This window comes from Desulfoplanes formicivorans, from assembly GCF_001748225.1.
Taxonomy (GTDB): Bacteria; Desulfobacterota; Desulfovibrionia; order Desulfovibrionales; family Desulfomicrobiaceae; genus Desulfoplanes; species Desulfoplanes formicivorans.
Genome location: NZ_BDFE01000015.1, coordinates 249,824 through 267,316, shown reverse-complemented (window position 1 = coordinate 267,316; position 17,493 = coordinate 249,824). Strand labels below are relative to the sequence as shown.

Genomic DNA, 17,493 nt, shown 5'->3' with positions numbered 1-17,493 from the left:
CGGCAGCCATGTGTTGCCGGGGACTTTTTTGGGGGGGCGCGGTCAAGACCTCATGAACGGGAATGGCCTCTGGAAGAAGTATGGTGCCATTTTGCATCGCCAAACAGACCGATGCAAAATGGCACCATTTTCGTTTTCCCCTTGTATGCTTTGCCACGCATCGATTGCCCACGGTTTTGATGCGTATCTGCACCAGGCAGCAGGTGGCCGTCCTTGCAGGCTGTTTTTGCACGCAGAGACAATAAGTTGTTTCATTTCAGCGTGTTGTACCTGTTTGTCTTTCTTGGCACAAGCTATGCTTTATGGGGACTAACTGGTCCGCAACAAGGACTGCAGCTTACTGACACACCAACATTCAATAGGAGACAGACGGATGGAATGCTGCCTTTCACACCAGGAACAGATGCTGGAGAACAAGATCAAAGGTCTTGATAATCCCTACCGTGAAACCCACAAACGCGTTTTCAAAATTCTTGAAACCATCGAAAACCAGACACCTTCCATTGATGTTGAACGTGCTCTGTACTTCACTCAATCAATGAAGGAAACCGAAGGCCAGCACCTGACCCTGCGTTGGGCCAAGGCCTTGTACAATATCGCCAAGAACATCACTGTGTATATTGATGACGATAACCTGCTCTGTGGTCGCGCCGGTGCCCAAGGTCGTTACGGCATCCTGTATCCCGAGTTGGATGGTGATTTTCTGGGCATGGCAGTCAAGGAATTGCCCAACCGGGAAAATTCTCCCTTTACCCTGACCCAGGAAGATGCCGATATCATCATCAATGAGATCGCTCCTTACTGGAAGGGCAAGACATATCATGAAGATCTGAACAAGGCCTTTGGGCCCGAGACCCATGCCCTGACCTATGACGATGCCGACGGTCTTCATTCCCGCTACATTGTCAACGAAACTTCTTCCTTTCGTTCCTGCCTCCAGTGGGTACACGATTACGAAGTCGTCCTGAAGCGTGGTTTCGGTGGCATCCGTGCAGAAATGCAGGAAAAGCTGGATGCCCTGGATCCCTTCTCTCCCAAGGACAACACCGAGAAGAAGCCCTTTATCGAAGCCATCATCACGGTTTGTGACGCCATTATCCTCTGGGCCAACCGCCATGCTGATCTGGCCGAGAAAAAGGCTGCCGAGGAAAAGGACGAAACCCGCAAGGCCGAGCTTCTGGAAATGGCCAGAATCTGCCGCAAGGTTCCCGAGCATCCTGCCGAGACCTTTCACGAGGCTGTCCAGTCCCAGTGGTTCACCCAGATGTTCTCCCGTCTGGAGCAGAAGACTGGAACCATTGTTTCCAACGGCCGCATGGATCAGTACTTCTACCCCTACTACAAAAAGGACGTGGAAGAAGGCCGCATGGACGAGATCAAGGCCATGGAACTGATCGAGTGCATGTTTGTAGGCATGGCCCAGTTCATTGATCTGTACATTTCTCCCCAGGGCGGTGACTTCAATGAAGGCTATGCCCATTGGGAAGCCGTGACCATTGGCGGCCAGACCAAGGATGGCCTGGATGCCACCAACGAACTTTCCTACCTGTTTCTGCGCTCCAAGCGTGAATTTCCGCACCATTATCCGGACCTGGCTGCCCGTATCCACGCCCGTGCGCCCCAGCGGTTTCTGGCCGAGATCGCCGAGACCATCAAGGAAGGTTCCGGTTTCCCCAAGCTGATCAACGACGAGGAAGTCATTCCCCTGCATCTGGCCAAGGGTGCCAAGTTCGAGGAGATCTACGACTACTCCATCTCCGGATGTGCCGAGATCCGCATGCCCAACCGCGACACCTACACCTCGGGTTGCCCGTACATCAACTTTGCCGCGGCCCTCGAGATGGTCATGTACAACGGCAAGATGCTCAAATACGGCGACGAGCAGCTTGCTCCGGCCACAGGCGATCCCTGCGAATTCAAGACCTTTGATGAATTCCTGAACGCCTACACCATTCAGCACAGAAATCTGCTCAAGCACGCCTTTGCCCAGCAAGCCCGGGTCATCGACCTGCGCAAGAATCATTTTGCCGCACCTCTGGCTGATGCCATGCACGCCCTTTGCCGCAAGCATTGTGTGGACATCCACCAGCCCGATGTGCCCGAAGGCATTGATCTTGGTTACTTTGAGGTCATTGGATACGGAACCGTCATCGACTCCCTGGCGGCCATCAAGAAGCTGGTTTTCGAGGACAAGAAGCTGACCATGAAGCAGGTCATTGAAGCCTGCAAGGCCGACTTCAAGGGTCATGAGGATGTGCAGGCCCTGCTCAAGACCGCTCCCTGCTATGGCAACAATGATCCTTATGCCGATGAGCTCGGTAAATATGTTGATGCCCTGAGCGTTGAATTTGCCGAGAAGTACCAGGATGAGCTGGGCGTGCATCTGGATGTCCGGTATGTGCCCTTTACCTCGCACGTTCCCTTTGGCCGTGTGGTCTCTGCCACTCCCAATGGCCGTGTAGCCTGGTACCCCCTGTCCGATGGTTCCTCGGCTTCCCATGGTGCCGACAAGAATGGTCCTACCGCCATCCTCATGTCCAACTACACCACCAAGAACTTCAACCATCGTGAACGGGCCGCCCGTCTGGTGAACATCAAGTTCACTCCCAAGTGTCTGGAAGGCGAGGAAGGTACCCAGAAGATGGTTGACTTCATCCGAGCCTACTGTGATCTGCGCCTGTGGCATATCCAGTTCAACGTGATCAATGCCGAGACCCTGATCAAGGCCCAGAAGAATCCCGAGCAGTACCGCAACCTGATTGTGCGTATTGCCGGCTATTCCGCCTACTTCTGCGACCTGTCCAAGGATCTCCAGGATGATCTGATCGCCCGTACCGCCCACGATGTCATGTAAGGTACCATTCAAAGGGGGCAGGGGCACATACCCTGCCCCCTTTCACTTTTTTCTCAGGGATAAGGGGAAATACAATGAGCTCGATTGTGGATAGAAAAACGACCGGGACCGTGTTCAGTGTTCAGAAATATTCTGTGCATGATGGACCGGGCATCAGAACTATTGTCTTCATGAAGGGATGTCCTCTTCATTGTGCCTGGTGTTCCAACCCCGAATCCCAGGATTTCAAACCCCAGCTGGCCTATAACCGGAACAACTGCATTGGAGCTGACAAGTGCCGGTTCTGTCTGGAACGCTGCACCAGCGGTGCCATCACCATGGCCGAAGACGGCAAGGTGGATATTGATCATGATCTGATCAAAAACGAATTGTTTTTGGCCGATGTCTGTCCTGGCAACGCCATCATTGTGTACGGCCAGGAGCAGAGCGTGGATACGGTGCTCAAGCGGGTTGAGGAAGACGAGCGTTTCTATGCCCGTTCCGGCGGGGGCATGACCCTTTCGGGAGGCGAACCCTTTGCCCAGCCCGAGTTTGCCCTTGCCCTTTTGCGGGAGGCCAAGCATCGACGGATCCACACGGCCGTTGAAACCTGCGGCCAGGCCCCCTGGGACGTGATTGAATCGTGCCTGCCCTATCTGGATCACATCCTTTTTGACATCAAATCCCTGGATGATGCCAAGCACAAGGAGAAAACCGGATGGAGCGGCAAGCAGATCCGGGACAATCTCAAGCGCATCAAGGAAGCCTATCCCAACAAGAAGATCAGGGTCCGCACTCCGGTTATTCCCGGCTTCAATGACACGGTGGAAGACATCCGGGCCATCATTGATTTTGTGGATGGTCTGCCAGGGGAAAAATGCGAGTATGAAGCCCTGCCCTTTCACCGCATGGGTCAGCCCAAGTACACCAACCTGGGCAAGGTCTATCCCTATGCCGATATCGTGAAGCTGGATGACGAGCTTGTGGTGGCCATCAAGGAGTTGGAAGAACGCTACAAGAACGGCATGTGGCATAAGGGAGATGACACCAGTGCCTGCTGATATGGCTAGTGTTTTGTATATACCGTCCTTTACCTGATGATTGCGTTATACGTACTGCATCTTCATACAGCAAAGCCCCTCTTGAACCTTCAAGAGGGGCTTTGCTGTATGTGCATGATGCCTGGCAGAAGCGGATGGTGGCACCGATCTGTCCGTGCATCACGGTTTGTTGTGATCGGTGTGTCTTGCTTATTTGAAGGAGGCCCGCAAGATGGCCTCGGCATCTGCATCCGACAGGGGAACCGGGTCCAGGGAGTAGAGAAAGCCCATGGTTGTACGTGCAATTTGAGCTGCTTGAGGAAGTTCATCCTCGGTGATGCCGAAATCGGACATCTTCAGATCGCGTACTCCGCAGGCCTCCTGAAGATTGATCAGAGCGTCCACGGCGTTGTCACTGCCCATGGCCGTGGCTATCTTCTGAAACTTTTCGGGAATCTTGTCGGCAAAGTGGCGGAAATAGGCTTCCGAGAGCATGATCAGGCCGGCCCCATGGGGGAGTTCGGGATGCAGGGCACTCAAGGCATGTTCCAGGGAATGCTCGGAAATACAGCTTGAAGTGGATTCAACCATGCCCGACAGGGTGTTGGCCAGGGCCACATACCCCCGGGCTTCCATGTCGCTGCCATCCTTGACCGCGCGGGGAAGATAGGTGGTCAACAGCCTGATGCTTTCCAGCGCATACAGATCGCTTATGGGATTGGCCACATTGGCCATGACCCCTTCGGCCGCATGGAAAAAGGCGTCAAAGCCCTGATAGGCGGTCAGGCGGGGGGGAACCGACACCATGAGTTCCGGATCCACAACCGCCAGAACTGGAAAGGTGCAGGAGGGATCGCCGAATCCGATCTTTTCGTGCTTGTTGGTGATAACGGTCCAGGGATCGACTTCGGTGCCGGTACCTGCGGTGGTGGTGATGGCCACAATGGGCAGGGCGCCGTTGGTAACGGGTTTGCCCCCGCCGCTGCCACCATGAATGTAGTCCCAGTAATCCCCGGGGTTCACGGTCATGATGGCTATGGATTTGGCCGCATCAATGGACGAACCGCCTCCCAGGCCAATGACGAAATCACATCCGTTTTCCCGGGCCATTGCAGCTCCTTCATTCACGTGTTCCTTGATGGGATTGGGCAGGATCTTGTTGAAGACCACGGATTCAATGCCCTGCTTGGCAAGGAGGTTCTGCACGCGTTCCAGGTACCCGAATTTGTGCATGGAGGTTCCGCTGGAAATGACTATCAGGGCCTTGGTGCCCGGCAGTTTTTCCGTGGCCAGCTGATTGAGTTTTCCGGGTCCAAAAAGAATTTTTGTGGGGATATAATAGTCGAATCCGTTCATGGTTTGACTCCTGTTGGTGGTTGGTGGTTCGTGTCTGTTCCGTCACTTCCCGGGCAGATGTCTTGGACGGTGTCTCTTCCTGTTCTGCCATGGAGGCGCGTATGCATTATACACACGAAATCGCCAAAAGCCAGAGGGATGACCGTATTGGGATGCATTTTTTGGTGGGCATGCAGCTTCGCATGGCCCAAAGGGTGGATGAAGTTCGACGTTTATTCGCAATCATCTGATTTGATGTTTTTTTATCACTGACACGGTCATTCCGTTGCGATCAACGCATCTTTCTGCATCGTTCTGGCGCGCAAGGGGCACAAACACCTTCTGAACTCTCCTGCAGGTGATTTGTCAGGCAGGTTCGCATCCATGATGAAACGGTTGTTCGGGCCGCCACAGGAATCGTTTGAGGTCGATCCGTCCGGTGGGGTCGAACACCACCCCTTCCCTTTCCAAAAATCGTTGCTGGTCCTTTTTTCCCTGAAATCGTCCCAGGGCAATGCGGCCTTCCCGATTGACCACCCGGTGCCAGGGCAGTTGTTCCCTTTGGGAGCAGGCATGAAGAATCCGTGCGACCTGTCTGGCTCCCCGGGGATTGCCGGCCATGGTCGCTATTTGTCCGTAGGTGGCCACCTTGCCGGGAGGGATGGCCCTGATGCACTGGATGGCTTTGGCGGTAAAGGGATGTTTGGTCATGGTGTCACAGGGGCTGGAGTGTGCGAGTGCACCTGATGGCAAGGCGTTTGGAACAAGACGGACGCGATCAGGCGAGTTCCTTGTCGGACGTGTCCGGATGCAAGGTCAAGCATCAAACAACGGCAAAAAAACGTGTCCCTCCCTTGACAGAATGGAAGTACCTTTTTAACCGTTTAGTTCAACCTTAAAGTTGAACCACATGGTTAATCATGCATCCCTTTACCCATCATTCTCCCAATGAACGCTCCATTCTTGAACCCGCAGCCAGGATATTCGCCCTTCGTGGCTACGCAGGTACGAGCATGGATGAGATCGCCCGGGCGGCCGGGGTGAACAAGGCCACCATCTACTATCGAATCGGCAACAAGGCCAGGGTCTACGAGCGCGTGCTGGTCGGATATTTCTGCCATATAGCCGAGGTTCTCGAACAACGGTTGCATGCAGTCCCCATTCCCCGGGATCGAGCACGGATTCTGGTGGAAACGTTGGCCGCCATCTTTGCCGAACATGGCGACATGCCTCCCCTTTTGCTGCACGAGCTGGCCTCGGGAGGAGAACACCTGTCACCCGATGTCCTTGCCGGGATTGCCCGGGTACTGCAAACAAGCCTGACCACCTTGTCCGCGCTTCCCATGGTGCAGCAGGGCGGTGTTTCGCCCCTGCTGGCGCATCTTATGATTATCGGCTCCCTGTTTTTCACGTCCCTTTCGGGATCTGTGGCCATGCGGCTGGCTGCCAACATCCCACAAGGAACCGAAAAGGACGTCTCCTTGGAGTTGATGAAGGATCTTCTTCTCGAACTTTTTGTGGATCGGGATGTTCCAAGCCGGAAGGAGGATTGACGTGTCCACACCCATCAAAATGGTGCTGATCATCCTTGTCCTTGGTCTTGCTGGGGGTGCAGGATGGTATGTTTTCGAACGAAAGGCCAACCCGCAAACCGAACTGGTGCTCAACGGCAATGTGGAGGTCACGGAATCGTCCCTGGGATTTCGCATCCCCGGTCGATTGATTGCCAGGTTCAAGGATGAGGGAGATCTGGTCAGTCAGGGCGAGCTTCTGGCCGAGCTTGATGACGGGGATGAAAAGACCGCCCTTGCCCGGGCCCTTGCCGAGAAAACCCGGGCCCAGGCTGCCCTTGACGATCTGTTGCAGGGCAATCGGAAGCAGCAGATCCGTGAGGCGGAACAAGCGGTTGCCAAGGCTCGGGCAGGGTTGAATCGGGCCACGGCCGACCTTGATCTGGCCCGGATGGATTTCAAGCGATTTCAGACCTTGTACAACGATGCCGTGATCAGCAAGCAGGAGTTTGACAGGGCCCGGACCGCGTTTGTCACGGCTCAGAAACGGGTGGACGAGTACAGGGCCAGCGTGCGCAGTGCCCGGGCCCATCTGGATCTTGTGCGCGAAGGATTTCGTTCCGGGGATATTGACAAGGCCAGGGCGGTGCTTGCTGCTGCCGAGCAGGAAGTCAAGCAGGCCCGGTTGCGGCTTTCGTATACCCGGTTGTACGCCCCGTTTGCCGGTACGGTGCTGACCAAGGTGGCCGAACCCGGGGAATATCTCGGAGCAGGGTCCGTGGTACTGACCATGGCTGATCTTTCCCGGGTCTTTGTGCGCGCCTTTGTGCCCGAACCCCAGCTGGTCCGGGTCAAGCAGGGAGATTCGGTCAAGGTGAGCGTGGACGGTCTTGGGGACACACGTTTCACGGGCCAGGTGGGGTTTATTGCCGACGAGGCCGAGTTTACGCCCAAGACAGTTCAGACTCCTGAGGAACGGATCAAACTGGTCTATCGGATCAAGGTGTATGTGGACAATCCCCAAGGACTCCTCAAGGCGGGCATGCCGGCCAGGGTCCACATCCCGCTCAATCCCGGGCAATGAGATGAACCCTTCCCTGCAACCTGCCATTGATGTCCGGAATCTGACCAAGACCTTTGGCCAGGTCCGGGCCGTGGACAACCTGAGTTTTACTATCATGCCCGGGGAGGTTTTCGGGCTGGTGGGGCCTGACGGGGCGGGCAAGACCACCACCCTGCGTCTGCTGGCAACCATCCTTGCCCAGGACGAGGGAACCGCCACGGTGGCCGGGTTTGATACCCAGGCCAGGCCTGACGCGGTCAAGGACCGGCTGGCCTACATGAGTCAGCGTTTTGGCCTGTATCCGGATCTTACGGTACAGGAAAATATTGATTTTTATGCTGATTTGTACGGAGAGCCCAAGCGGGGACGGGCAAAGCGCATCCACGAGCTCCTTGATTTCAGCAACATGACCCCGTTTACCAGGCGGCAGGCAGGCAACCTTTCCGGGGGGATGAAGCAGAAACTGCAACTGGTCTGCGCCCTTATTCACACGCCCAAGGTTCTTCTTCTGGACGAACCCACCAACGGGGTTGATCCTGTGAGCCGCCGGGATTTCTGGCGCATTTTGTACCGCCTCCTTGCCGATCAGGTGGCCATCCTTGTGTCCACTTCCTATCTGGACGAGGCCGAGCGCTGTTCGCGCATCGGCCTTCTGCATCACGGGTCGTTCATGGCCACGGGAACCCCGGGACAGGTGCGTTCCCTGCTCCCGGGCCATGTGGTGGCCGTGCGTTCGCCCAACGCCCGTGCGTTGCGCAATATCATGAAGGGTGTTCCCGGCATATCCGGGGTGGAGGTTTTTGGCGACCGTGTGCATGCGGTGTGCGCCAATGTACAGGAAACCGAAAAACGCATCCGTTCCCTCCTTGCCCGTGACCATATTCCCTTTGAGGACATTACCGAGCTCAGTCCGGGACTGGAAGACGTGTTCGTGGAACTGCTCAGGGGTGAGGGCACTTCCGGGGAGGCCGATGGCGAACGTATGCCGGGAGCGGCTCCTGATTCGCAGACACCCCAACCACCTGCGGTTTCCCCCACCAGCAAGGGGCTCCTTCAACATGAGCCCGCAGTGGTTGTTGACCATCTGACCCGGCGCTTCGGGACCTTTACTGCGGTCAACAACGTCAGCTTCACGGTTCCCCGGGGGGAGATCTTCGGCTTTCTTGGTCCCAATGGCGCTGGCAAATCCACCACCATCAAGATGCTCTGCGGCCTGCTTGTTCCCAGTTCGGGCACAGGCCGTGTTCTGGGACTGGATATTGCCCGGGATCCCGAAAAGATCAAAATGCACATCGGCTACATGAGTCAGAAGTTTTCCCTGTACGATGATCTTACTGTGGCGGAAAACATTGATTTTTACGGGGGAATCTACGGGCTTTCTGGCGATCATCTGGCCATGCGACGCAAGTGGGCCGTGAGCATGGCCGGGCTTGAAGGACGGGAAGCAAGTCTTACCGCAACCCTTGCGGCCGGGTGGAAGCAGCGTCTGGCCATGGCCTGTGCCGTGCTCCACGAGCCGCCCATTCTTTTTCTGGACGAACCTACCAGTGGCGTGGATCCCTTGTCCCGGCGCATGTTCTGGGATCTGATCACCTCCATGGCCGAGTCCGGGGTGACCGTGTTCGTGACCACCCATTACATGGAAGAGGCCGAGTATTGCGATCGCATCGCCCTCATTTACAAGGGGGCCATGATTGCTTTGGGCACTCCGGCTGAGCTCAAGACCGGACGGATGCACGACGTTCTTTTGCATCTGGCCTGTGAGAAACCCCAGGAGCTCATGGACGATCTGGCCAATCTGCCAACGGTTCGCGATGTGGCCCTGTTTGGTGCGGGGCTGCATCTGGTGGGCTGGGATGAACAGGCCATCAGACGTGACGTTGACGCTCTCATGACGCGTCAGCGTCACCTTGCATACTCCCTGGAACGGATCACCCCGTCCATGGAGGACGTGTTTGTTTCCCTTATCGAGGAGACGGACAGAAATCAGGAGCAGGGGACATGATCAGCATCTCCCGGTTGGCCGCTGTGGCGCGCAAGGAGTTTCTCCATGTGATCAGGGACTGGAGGAGTCTGGTCATGGCCGTGGCCATTCCCCTGCTGCTTATTCTTCTCTTTGGCTATGCCCTGTCTCTGGATCTGAAGAACGTGCCGACCATGGTCCTGGACCGTTCCCAAACACCCCAGAGCCGGGAATTCATCAGCCTGTTTCAGGGGTCACCCTATTTTGAGATCACCCGGTTTACGAACGATTACAAGGAGATGGAGCAAGGTTTGGACCGGGGGGACATTCTGGTTGGTCTGGTCATTCCCGATGATTTTGCCCGCTGTCTTCTTGCGGGAAAAGACACGTCCATCCAGGTGCTGGTGGACGGGAGTGATGCCAATTCGGCCCGGCTGGCCATGAATTACGTGTCCGCTATCGGGGCTTCCTTTTCCCTGCAGGTCAAGGCCATGAGGATGCAGGGCCGCCATATCAGCGGGAACAGCGCGTTGGTGGATCTTCGGCCAAGGACCCTGTACAATCAGGACCTGCGCAGTCAGAACGGGATCATTCCCGGGATTGTGGCCATTGTCATGGTGGTCATTGCGTCCATGCTCACTTCGGTGACCATTGCCCGGGAGTGGGAAACCGGGACCATGGAACAGCTCCTGGCTACACCCATTCGGGTTCCCGAGCTGCTTCTGGGCAAGGTTATTCCCTATTTTGTCATCGGCATGGTTGATGTGGCCCTTTCCGTGGGTCTCGGGTACGTGTTGTTTGACGTGCCCCTGCGGGGTTCCACGGGACTGGTTTTTGGTCTGGCCTCCATTTTTCTCATCGGTACCCTGTTTTACGGACTGATGATTTCCATTGTGACCAAATCCCAGGTGCTGGCCAATCAGATCGCCCTGCTCTCCAGCTTCATGCCCTCAATCATGCTTTCGGGGTTCATGTTCGCCATTGCGGACATGCCCTGGCTCATCCAGAAATTGAGTTACATCCTTCCCGCACGTTACCTCATCGCCATTCTCCGGGGGATCTATCTCAAGGGAATCGGTCTGGAAATCCTGTTGGTTAATGCGGTTCTTCTTGCCGTGTACATGGTGCTCATGATCGTATGGGCTCATGCAAAGATGCGCCTTGTCCTGGAGTGATCATGCGACGAATGAAGAACATGCTCGTCAAGGAATTTCTGCAGATGTTCAGGGATGTACGCATGCGGATGATCATCGTGGTGCTCCCCTGCATGCAGATGCTTGTTTTTGCCTTTGCCCTGACCACGGACGTCACTCGTATCGCCACGGCCGTTCTTGACGGGGACGAGAGCGTGCGTTCCCGGGAGCTTGTACGGGCGTTCACCTCTTCCAACCATTTCCGTGTCACAGCCAGACCAACGAGCCCGGAGGAGATGATCCGGTTGTTCGATCAGGGGCGCATCCGGGCCGGGATCCGCATCCTGCCGGGATTTGGCCAGAACATGGCCGCAGGAAGAACCGGCATGGTCCAGGTGCTGACAGACGGTTCGGATTCCAACACCGCCTCGGTGGTTGCCGGGTATGCCCGCAGCATTGTCGAGAGGTTCAACCAGCGTCTGAACGCGGCAAACAATCCGGATTCAGGAGCCGGCACCATCAGCTTGGCAACCAGGGCCTGGTACAACCCCAACATGGAGAGCACCTTCTATTTTGTACCCGGACTCATTGCGGTCATGCTGGCGGTGTCCGGAATCGTGCTTACGAGCATTGCCATTGTCCGGGAAAAGGAAATCGGCACCATCGACCAGATTATGGTCACCCCCATTGGCAAGCTGGAGTTCATCCTGGGCAAGTCCCTGCCCTATCTTTTGGTGGGCTACCTGCTCATGACGCTCATGTTCGGCATGGCCCATGTCATTTTCCAGGTGAACATCAAGGGAAGCATTCCCCTGCTCTACCTGATGACCGGGGTCTATCTGGCGGCCAACATCGGCATTGCCCTGTTCATCAGCACTTCGGCCCGAACCCAGCAGCAGGCCCTTTTGACCGGTTTCTTCGTGCTCATGCCCCTGGTGCTGTTAAGCGGGTTCATGTACCCGGTGCGTAACATGCCCGAGCCCGTTCAGTATCTGACCGTGATCAATCCCATGCGCTGGTATATGGAGATCCTGCGCGGGGTGGTCCTCAAGGGCGTGGGCATCCGCGAACTTGCCGGCCCCATTGCCTGGCAATGGGGGCTGGCCCTGTGTTTTCTCGGGTTGGCCCGGGTGCGGTTTTCCAAGACATTGGGATAGCGAGGAGAAATGATCCATGCACGCTGGGGGCACGAAGGTCGCCCGGGGAGAAACAGACCTTTTTGCACCAGCTTGTTCGGTCCTTTGCGGGCGCTTGCCAATATCAATCCGAAGTGTCCTTAATCTGCATGGTCCTTCTGGCCCAGTAGGCGGGTGATTCTGCAGGCGGCACAGGCCGCTCCAAAGCCGTTGTCGATATTGACCACGCTTATTCCGCTGGCACAGGAAGCAAGCATGCCCAACAGGGCGGCTAGTCCGGCAAAATGCGCGCCATACCCCACGGATGTGGGCACGGCAATGATGGGTTTGTCCACCAGTCCGCCAATGACACTGGCCAACGCCCCTTCCATGCCCGCGATGACAATGAGGACCGTGGCCTGGCGAAGATGTTCCATTTGATCAAAGAGACGGTGAATCCCGGCAACTCCCACATCCGAGACAATGGTTGCCGGGATGCCGAGCATCCGGCAGGTTGTCCGGGCCTCGTGGGCCACGCCCAGATCCGATGTTCCGGCGGTGACAATGACCGTCTTTCCCCTGCCGGGGGAAGGTTCCTCATGAACATGGGTCAGAGTCCGGCCCAGGGGATCGTAGCAGGCGTCAGGGAACAGGGAGAGGACGTGCTCGGCGGTTTTGGATGTAACCCGTGTGGCCAGGACATTGCCGTGAGCGCGCATGTGCCCGAAAATCTCCCCCACCTGCCTGGGGGTCTTGCCTTCGGCATAAATGACCTCGGGAAACCCGTTGCGAAGCTCCCTGTGCAGGTCGATCTTGGTGTGCCCGAGATCCTGAACCATCTGATTTCGGAGAACCTGCATGCCCTGCTCCACGTTCATGCGGCCGTCCCTGATTTGTTGGAGCAGCTCCCTGAGTTCCTGCTGGTCATTCATTATCCCTCTCCCGTGTTTGCTCTTTGGGCATGTTCATGCTTCCCCTTTGGTATCCCTCCATGTCGATGCAGACATGGTCATAGCCCAGGGCTTTCAGGTGTGTGTTGATCCGGTTTGTGGCATCAGCCCTGACCAGATCGCTGATCCGGGATTGATCCACCTCAATTCGGGCCAGGTTGCCGTGGGTGCGTACCCGGACCTCGGGAAATCCCTGGCGCGTCAAAAAATCCTCGGCCTGCTGGATCCTTGCGAGCTGCTTGGAATCCACGCGGACCCCAAAGGGTATTCTGGTCAACAGGCAGGCAAAGGCGGGTTTGTTCCAGGTGGGCAGCTCAAATGCCCTGGACAGGTCGCGGATGTCCGCCTTGTTCAGGCCGGCACACACAAGCGGACTGTGTATGTTGAGCTCCTGCAGGGCCAGCAGACCAGGTCGGTCATCCCCCAGATCGTCGGTGTTGGTTCCTTCCACAACATGTTTCATACCCTGGTCCCGGGCTGTTTTCTGGAGCAGGGAAAACAGCGTTTTCTTGCACGTATAGCAACGGTTTGAGGGGTTGTTGCGAATAGTTTCAGGGAAAGGCATGTGCAGAACCTGATGGCGCACCCGCATGGTTGCGGCCAGATTGACGGCCGCCGTGACTTCCCTGTCAGGAACATAGGGCGGGGCCAGGGTAACGGCCAGAATCTTGTGCCCCAGGGCCTGTTTGGCCGCATAAAGGAGCAGCGCACTGTCCACTCCTCCTGAAAAGGCCACTAGGACGGATCCGCCTTTTTGGAGTTCAGCCAGAAGACGGGCATACTTGTCCTGCAATCTCGGGCAAAGGGGCGGGTTGGCGATCATGAGTCCTGGTCCCTGTAAATTTCTCTGTAGACCTGGTCCAGGGAAATGTCGTTGTTTTGGGCGATGTTCCGGCAGTCCTCCAGTTCCGGTTTGGAGCGGATCACCTGTCTGTCCATGAGGGCGTTTTTCATGGTCACTGTGCCCCATCGGGTAACAAGGGGCTCAAAGGTTCTGGCCAGAGTCGATTTGGCAACAATCATGCTCCGGATGCCCAGGGTAGTGGTATGTTTGAACAGGAGTCGTTTGAACCGGTCTTCGTCTTCAAGGGAGCAGAGCACGCAGACATTGGTTCCGGGGCGGTTTTTTTTCATGAACACCGGGGTAAAATGCACATCCATGGGTTTGGCGGCAAGAAGCACGTCCATGGCCACACCCAGGGCCTCGGGGGTCATGTCGTCGATGGTGCATTCCAGCATGCAGGCCGCGCTGGTCTGCCAACCATCCGGCTCGTCCTGGACCGTTGCCAGATGGACACGAAGGATATTGGGGATGGTGGTATCCCGGTGTCCAATGCCGTATCCGGTTCGGGTCACCACCATTTCCGGGGTGCTGGTGAATCGGTTGACCAATGTTTTCAGGATGGCCGCGCCCGTGGGCGTGGTGGCCTCCTTGTTCACTCTTCCCCTGGATGTGGGACATCCTGTCAGGAGTTCAACTGTGGCAGGGGCCGGAACGGGCATGATCCCGTGGGCACAGTGAACAACGCCTCCCCCCAGTTCCACGGGTGAGGACCAGACCGCTTGTACGTCGAGAAAATGCCAGCAGATGGCCGCGCCCACCATGTCCACAATGGCATCGGTTGCGCCCACCTCGTGAAAATGAACATCCTGGATGGTGGTGTTGTGCACCTTGGCCTCGGCTCTGGCCAGATGGTCGAACATGGCCAGGCTGGTTTGCTTGACCTTTTCGTTGAGCGTGGAATGGTGGATAATGGTACGAATATCCCTGAGATTTCTGTGGGGCGGGTGTGCATCAGCAAGGTTCCGGTGGCCGTGTTCCTGATGGGTCAGGATTACGTCCACCCGGGTTCCGGAAATGTTCTTGCGCTTATCAGATTGTATTTCCAAACGAAATTCGTCATCAAGTCCCAGTTTGGAAAGTTCGCCTGCAAGCAGGTCCGGGTCCACGCCAAGATCTATCATGGCTCCCAGGTTCATGTCGCCGCTGATACCGGCAAAGCAGTCGTAATAAAGAATGTGCATGGTGTGCATTCCTTGAATGAAGAGTGGTTCTCGCGGGATCTGCGCAAACAGGTGGCAACACCCGTGTCCCCAGGCATGCCGCCTGTATTCAAAGCTGGCACGTGCCGGGAAAAACGGTTGGCCGGCAGCGGGCATGTTTCTGGGCGACCAGGGGATGATCACTGTTTTCCGGCGCATCCCCAGCAGGTGATCTTGGAATCATGCAGGATGTTCCTTGTCTGCCTGAGAGCATGCAAGATGATCATGGTTGCAACTTTTTATGCAACCATTTGTTTCTTATGAAAAATGCACACGGTCGTCGTGTGTGCCAGGCATCGACAAGAGGCTGGTTTCCCGGTAGCCAGAACTGTATTGCTTGAGACGAAGATACGCTTTCCATGATACATCTTGGAATGTACAACCGTTAGGTCCCTTTGGAGCTCAAATCAAGCAGAACCCGGGCGACGGGCGTGACTTTCCCGTTTCAGGTCTTATCGTATGCAGGAGTTGATTGGACTTGATCCTGCAATGATTCAACACCATGAGAAAAACCATGCAAAATTCCACGATCACGCTCAAGGCATTTTCTTTTTTGCAACCCATATTCCGGCAAAAGGGGCTTGAGGCTGATGGGAATGTGATCCCCCTGTGTTCCGGAGACACCATCCAGTCCGTTTTGGATCGCTTGGGCATTGATACATCCATGGTCGAAGGATGTTTTGTCAACGGCCTGGTTCATCCCATGCATACGGAGCTTAAACCAGGGGATCGGGTTGCCCTGATCCCTCCGGGTACGCCCGGACCATACAGATTTATTCTGGGCATCAGCAGCAAACGGGATGCCTTGCGCAACAGGTGCTGTGATTCATGCGCAGGTCAATAACACAAGCCTTTTGTGCATGAACTTGCGGCCCTGACTCTGTGCAAACAAAACCCCGGCAGCTTTTGAAGAGAGCTGCCGGGGTTTTGTTTTGCAGGCAACAACGGGTGTGTCCCTGTTGCGGTCATGCAGGCCGTCGACTGAAACCCTTTTGGGATCACGGCGACCGTGTCATCATCTTGTGGGGTTTACAGAGCCTGAAGGCATGAACGCGGTTTCCAGGACTTTTGTTGCTTCAAAGGGTACCCCCTCTGAATGATTTGTTTTACTGTTCCTCTTCGCGCAACTTGCCGGCAATGGCCTGGTAGTTGACGGACATGACCGGGCAATGGGCGCGCAAGGCCACTCTGACCACGGTGGAGCCCATGAAGGCCTCGTCCTCCGGGGCGTCACCCGAATGGTGGGCCATGATGATGAGATCCGCATGCTTCCACCGGGCGCATTTGATAATTTCCTGGTAGGGCGTGCCTTCCCAGGCCTGAGCCGTGAAAGAGTCCACCCCTGCCAGCCGGTTTGCGCACGTTTTTTCAATGCGTTTGACCGCTTCTTCGCATTCCTGTTCAATACTTTCCTGATCCTCGCGTATTCCCTGGTAGCCTCCCTTGACGTCCACCGCATGGAACACATGCAGTCCGGCCTTGTAGGTTCGGGCCATGCGCCGGGCAAATTGCAGGGCATGGCTGGCTGGCCGGGAAAAATCCGTGGCCACCACGATCTGCAGGGGATGGTCCTTGTGGAGAGGACGGGGGCGGGTGACAATGTATACCGGACAGCGGGCCTTTTGACTGACCTTTTCCAGGCAGCTTCCGGCCGCCCCCCAGATGGTGGATCGGCATTCAATATGCTCGGATGCGTGGGGACCCATGACAATGAGGTCAATTTTCTTTTTTCGGGCAAAGCGCAGGATTTCGTTATGGGGCAGTCCTGGCGTGACCTCAAAGGTGACGTCCTGAAGTCCATCCGTCATCTTGCGGTAATATTCCTCGAGATGGTTTTTCATTTTTTCCACCTCACCGCAGGGTACCAGATGACGAACCTGTCCCCAGCCGTACTCCACACCGCAGGCATGGAAGACATACAGCTTGGCTCCATTTTCCCGTGCCAGTTCAATGGCCTCCCGGGCAGCATAATCGCTTTCCGGAGAGGGGGTGACCGCCAGCAGAATCTTTTTGAAAAACATGGATCTTGCTCCTTGTTATACCGTGAATACGGACAGGGGACAGGGATGGTGCAACCAGGTTAGTTTTTCACATGACATCCACCACAGGTGAGGGGACCCTTGCCGGTTTCATCGTGGCAGGTGATGCACCGTTTGTGAAAGGCCCGCATGAGTCCGAGCTCCCCGCTTTCGGGCTGGGCCGGATGGCAGGATGAACAGGGCTCGTCTTCCGAGGTTTCCCCTTCCAGAAGTTTGCCGTCTTCATACACATGGTGGCAGACGGAACAGTCGTCAATCTCCGCCATTTCATTGTGCATGTCGTGGACAAAACGGACTGCTGGCCGTTGATGATGTTCAAAAGCGTCCGAACGTATCATGGTCATATCTTCCTGGGCCATGGCCATCCCCGGGAGAGCGAGTACGGCCAGCATCAGGACCATCATGGCCGCAGGAATCCATCCCAAGCCGTGTATGCGATCGGAATTGTTTGTCGTTCCCATGTGCATT

Annotated in this window: 16 protein-coding genes; 9 read left to right on the top strand and 7 right to left on the bottom strand. The window is 56.1% G+C overall.

Translation table 11 applies throughout. The features are described 5' to 3' along the window. Positions 1-373 precede the first annotated feature (373 nt). A complete protein-coding gene (hpsG, locus tag DPF_RS06145) occupies positions 374-2,854 on the top strand; it encodes a (2S)-3-sulfopropanediol dehydratase (RefSeq protein WP_069858090.1) in 2,481 nt (826 codons plus the stop codon). Between the two features lie 74 nt (positions 2,855-2,928). After that, on the top strand, positions 2,929-3,894 hold the full coding sequence (gene hpsH, locus DPF_RS06140) for a (2S)-3-sulfopropanediol dehydratase activating enzyme (protein ID WP_069858088.1): 966 nt from the start codon (positions 2,929-2,931) through the stop codon (positions 3,892-3,894). A 189-nt stretch (positions 3,895-4,083) separates the two neighbouring features. On the opposite strand, the gene DPF_RS06135 is transcribed toward hpsH, so the two are convergent. Beyond that, positions 4,084-5,229: an iron-containing alcohol dehydrogenase gene (locus tag DPF_RS06135; RefSeq protein WP_069858086.1), complete on the bottom strand. Its 1,146-nt coding sequence runs from the start codon at positions 5,227-5,229 to the stop codon at positions 4,084-4,086. Between the two features lie 101 nt (positions 5,230-5,330). On the opposite strand from DPF_RS06135, the gene DPF_RS14370 reads away from it, so the two are divergent. Continuing rightward, a complete protein-coding gene (locus DPF_RS14370) occupies positions 5,331-5,459 on the top strand; it encodes a hypothetical protein (RefSeq protein ID WP_269433410.1) in 129 nt (42 codons plus the stop codon). Positions 5,460-5,574: 115 nt separating this feature from the next. Here DPF_RS14370 and DPF_RS06130 read toward each other — a convergent pair whose 3' ends face one another. Further along, on the bottom strand, positions 5,575-5,919 hold the full coding sequence (locus DPF_RS06130) for an MGMT family protein (protein ID WP_069858084.1): 345 nt from the start codon (positions 5,917-5,919) through the stop codon (positions 5,575-5,577). A 209-nt stretch (positions 5,920-6,128) separates the two neighbouring features. Here DPF_RS06130 and DPF_RS06125 point away from each other — a divergent pair, with 209 nt between their 5' ends. The 5 genes from DPF_RS06125 to DPF_RS06105 are packed head-to-tail and all read left to right on the top strand — an operon-like array spanning position 6,129 to position 12,035. After that, complete coding sequence (locus DPF_RS06125) at positions 6,129-6,761, top strand: TetR/AcrR family transcriptional regulator (protein ID WP_069858082.1); 633 nt, start codon at positions 6,129-6,131, stop codon at positions 6,759-6,761. A 1-nt stretch (position 6,762) separates the two neighbouring features. Next, a complete protein-coding gene (locus DPF_RS06120; RefSeq protein ID WP_176724184.1) occupies positions 6,763-7,803 on the top strand; it encodes an HlyD family secretion protein in 1,041 nt (346 codons plus the stop codon). Between the two features lies 1 nt (position 7,804). Continuing rightward, positions 7,805-9,787 (top strand): ATP-binding cassette domain-containing protein, encoded by a 1,983-nt coding sequence (locus tag DPF_RS06115; RefSeq protein WP_069858078.1) that lies wholly within the window; start codon positions 7,805-7,807, stop codon positions 9,785-9,787. Then, the gene (locus tag DPF_RS06110; RefSeq protein ID WP_069858076.1) at positions 9,784-10,920 is read left to right on the top strand and encodes an ABC transporter permease; all 1,137 of its coding nucleotides are present in this window, start codon (positions 9,784-9,786) and stop codon (positions 10,918-10,920) included. Before DPF_RS06115 ends, DPF_RS06110 begins: the two co-directional genes overlap by 4 nt. A 2-nt stretch (positions 10,921-10,922) precedes the next feature. Further along, the gene (locus DPF_RS06105; RefSeq protein WP_176724183.1) at positions 10,923-12,035 is read left to right on the top strand and encodes an ABC transporter permease; all 1,113 of its coding nucleotides are present in this window, start codon (positions 10,923-10,925) and stop codon (positions 12,033-12,035) included. 119 nt (positions 12,036-12,154) lie between these two features. On the opposite strand, the gene larB is transcribed toward DPF_RS06105, so the two are convergent. The 3 genes from larB to larC are packed head-to-tail and all read right to left on the bottom strand — an operon-like array spanning position 12,155 to position 14,968. Then, positions 12,155-12,925 carry a nickel pincer cofactor biosynthesis protein LarB gene (larB, locus tag DPF_RS06100; protein ID WP_069858074.1) on the bottom strand — a complete coding sequence of 257 codons (771 nt, stop codon included), beginning with the start codon at positions 12,923-12,925 and terminating at the stop codon, positions 12,155-12,157. Then, positions 12,918-13,766, bottom strand: coding sequence for an ATP-dependent sacrificial sulfur transferase LarE (larE, locus tag DPF_RS06095; protein WP_069858071.1), 849 nt, complete (start codon positions 13,764-13,766; stop codon positions 12,918-12,920). Before larE ends, larB begins: the two co-directional genes overlap by 8 nt. Continuing rightward, positions 13,763-14,968 carry a nickel pincer cofactor biosynthesis protein LarC gene (larC, locus tag DPF_RS06090; RefSeq protein ID WP_069858069.1) on the bottom strand — a complete coding sequence of 402 codons (1,206 nt, stop codon included), beginning with the start codon at positions 14,966-14,968 and terminating at the stop codon, positions 13,763-13,765. Before larC ends, larE begins: the two co-directional genes overlap by 4 nt. A gap of 532 nt (positions 14,969-15,500) precedes the next feature. Between larC and DPF_RS06085 the strand changes: the two genes are divergently transcribed. After that, on the top strand, positions 15,501-15,830 hold the full coding sequence (locus DPF_RS06085; protein ID WP_069858781.1) for a MoaD/ThiS family protein: 330 nt from the start codon (positions 15,501-15,503) through the stop codon (positions 15,828-15,830). Positions 15,831-16,092: 262 nt separating this feature from the next. On the opposite strand, the gene DPF_RS06080 is transcribed toward DPF_RS06085, so the two are convergent. Together DPF_RS06080 and tmcA are read right to left on the bottom strand one after the other, a co-directional pair. Further along, positions 16,093-17,007 carry a universal stress protein gene (locus DPF_RS06080; protein ID WP_069858067.1) on the bottom strand — a complete coding sequence of 305 codons (915 nt, stop codon included), beginning with the start codon at positions 17,005-17,007 and terminating at the stop codon, positions 16,093-16,095. Positions 17,008-17,066: 59 nt separating this feature from the next. Continuing rightward, positions 17,067-17,486 (bottom strand): acidic tetraheme cytochrome c3 TmcA, encoded by a 420-nt coding sequence (gene tmcA, locus DPF_RS06075; protein WP_176724182.1) that lies wholly within the window; start codon positions 17,484-17,486, stop codon positions 17,067-17,069. Between the last annotated feature and the right edge of the window lie 7 nt (positions 17,487-17,493).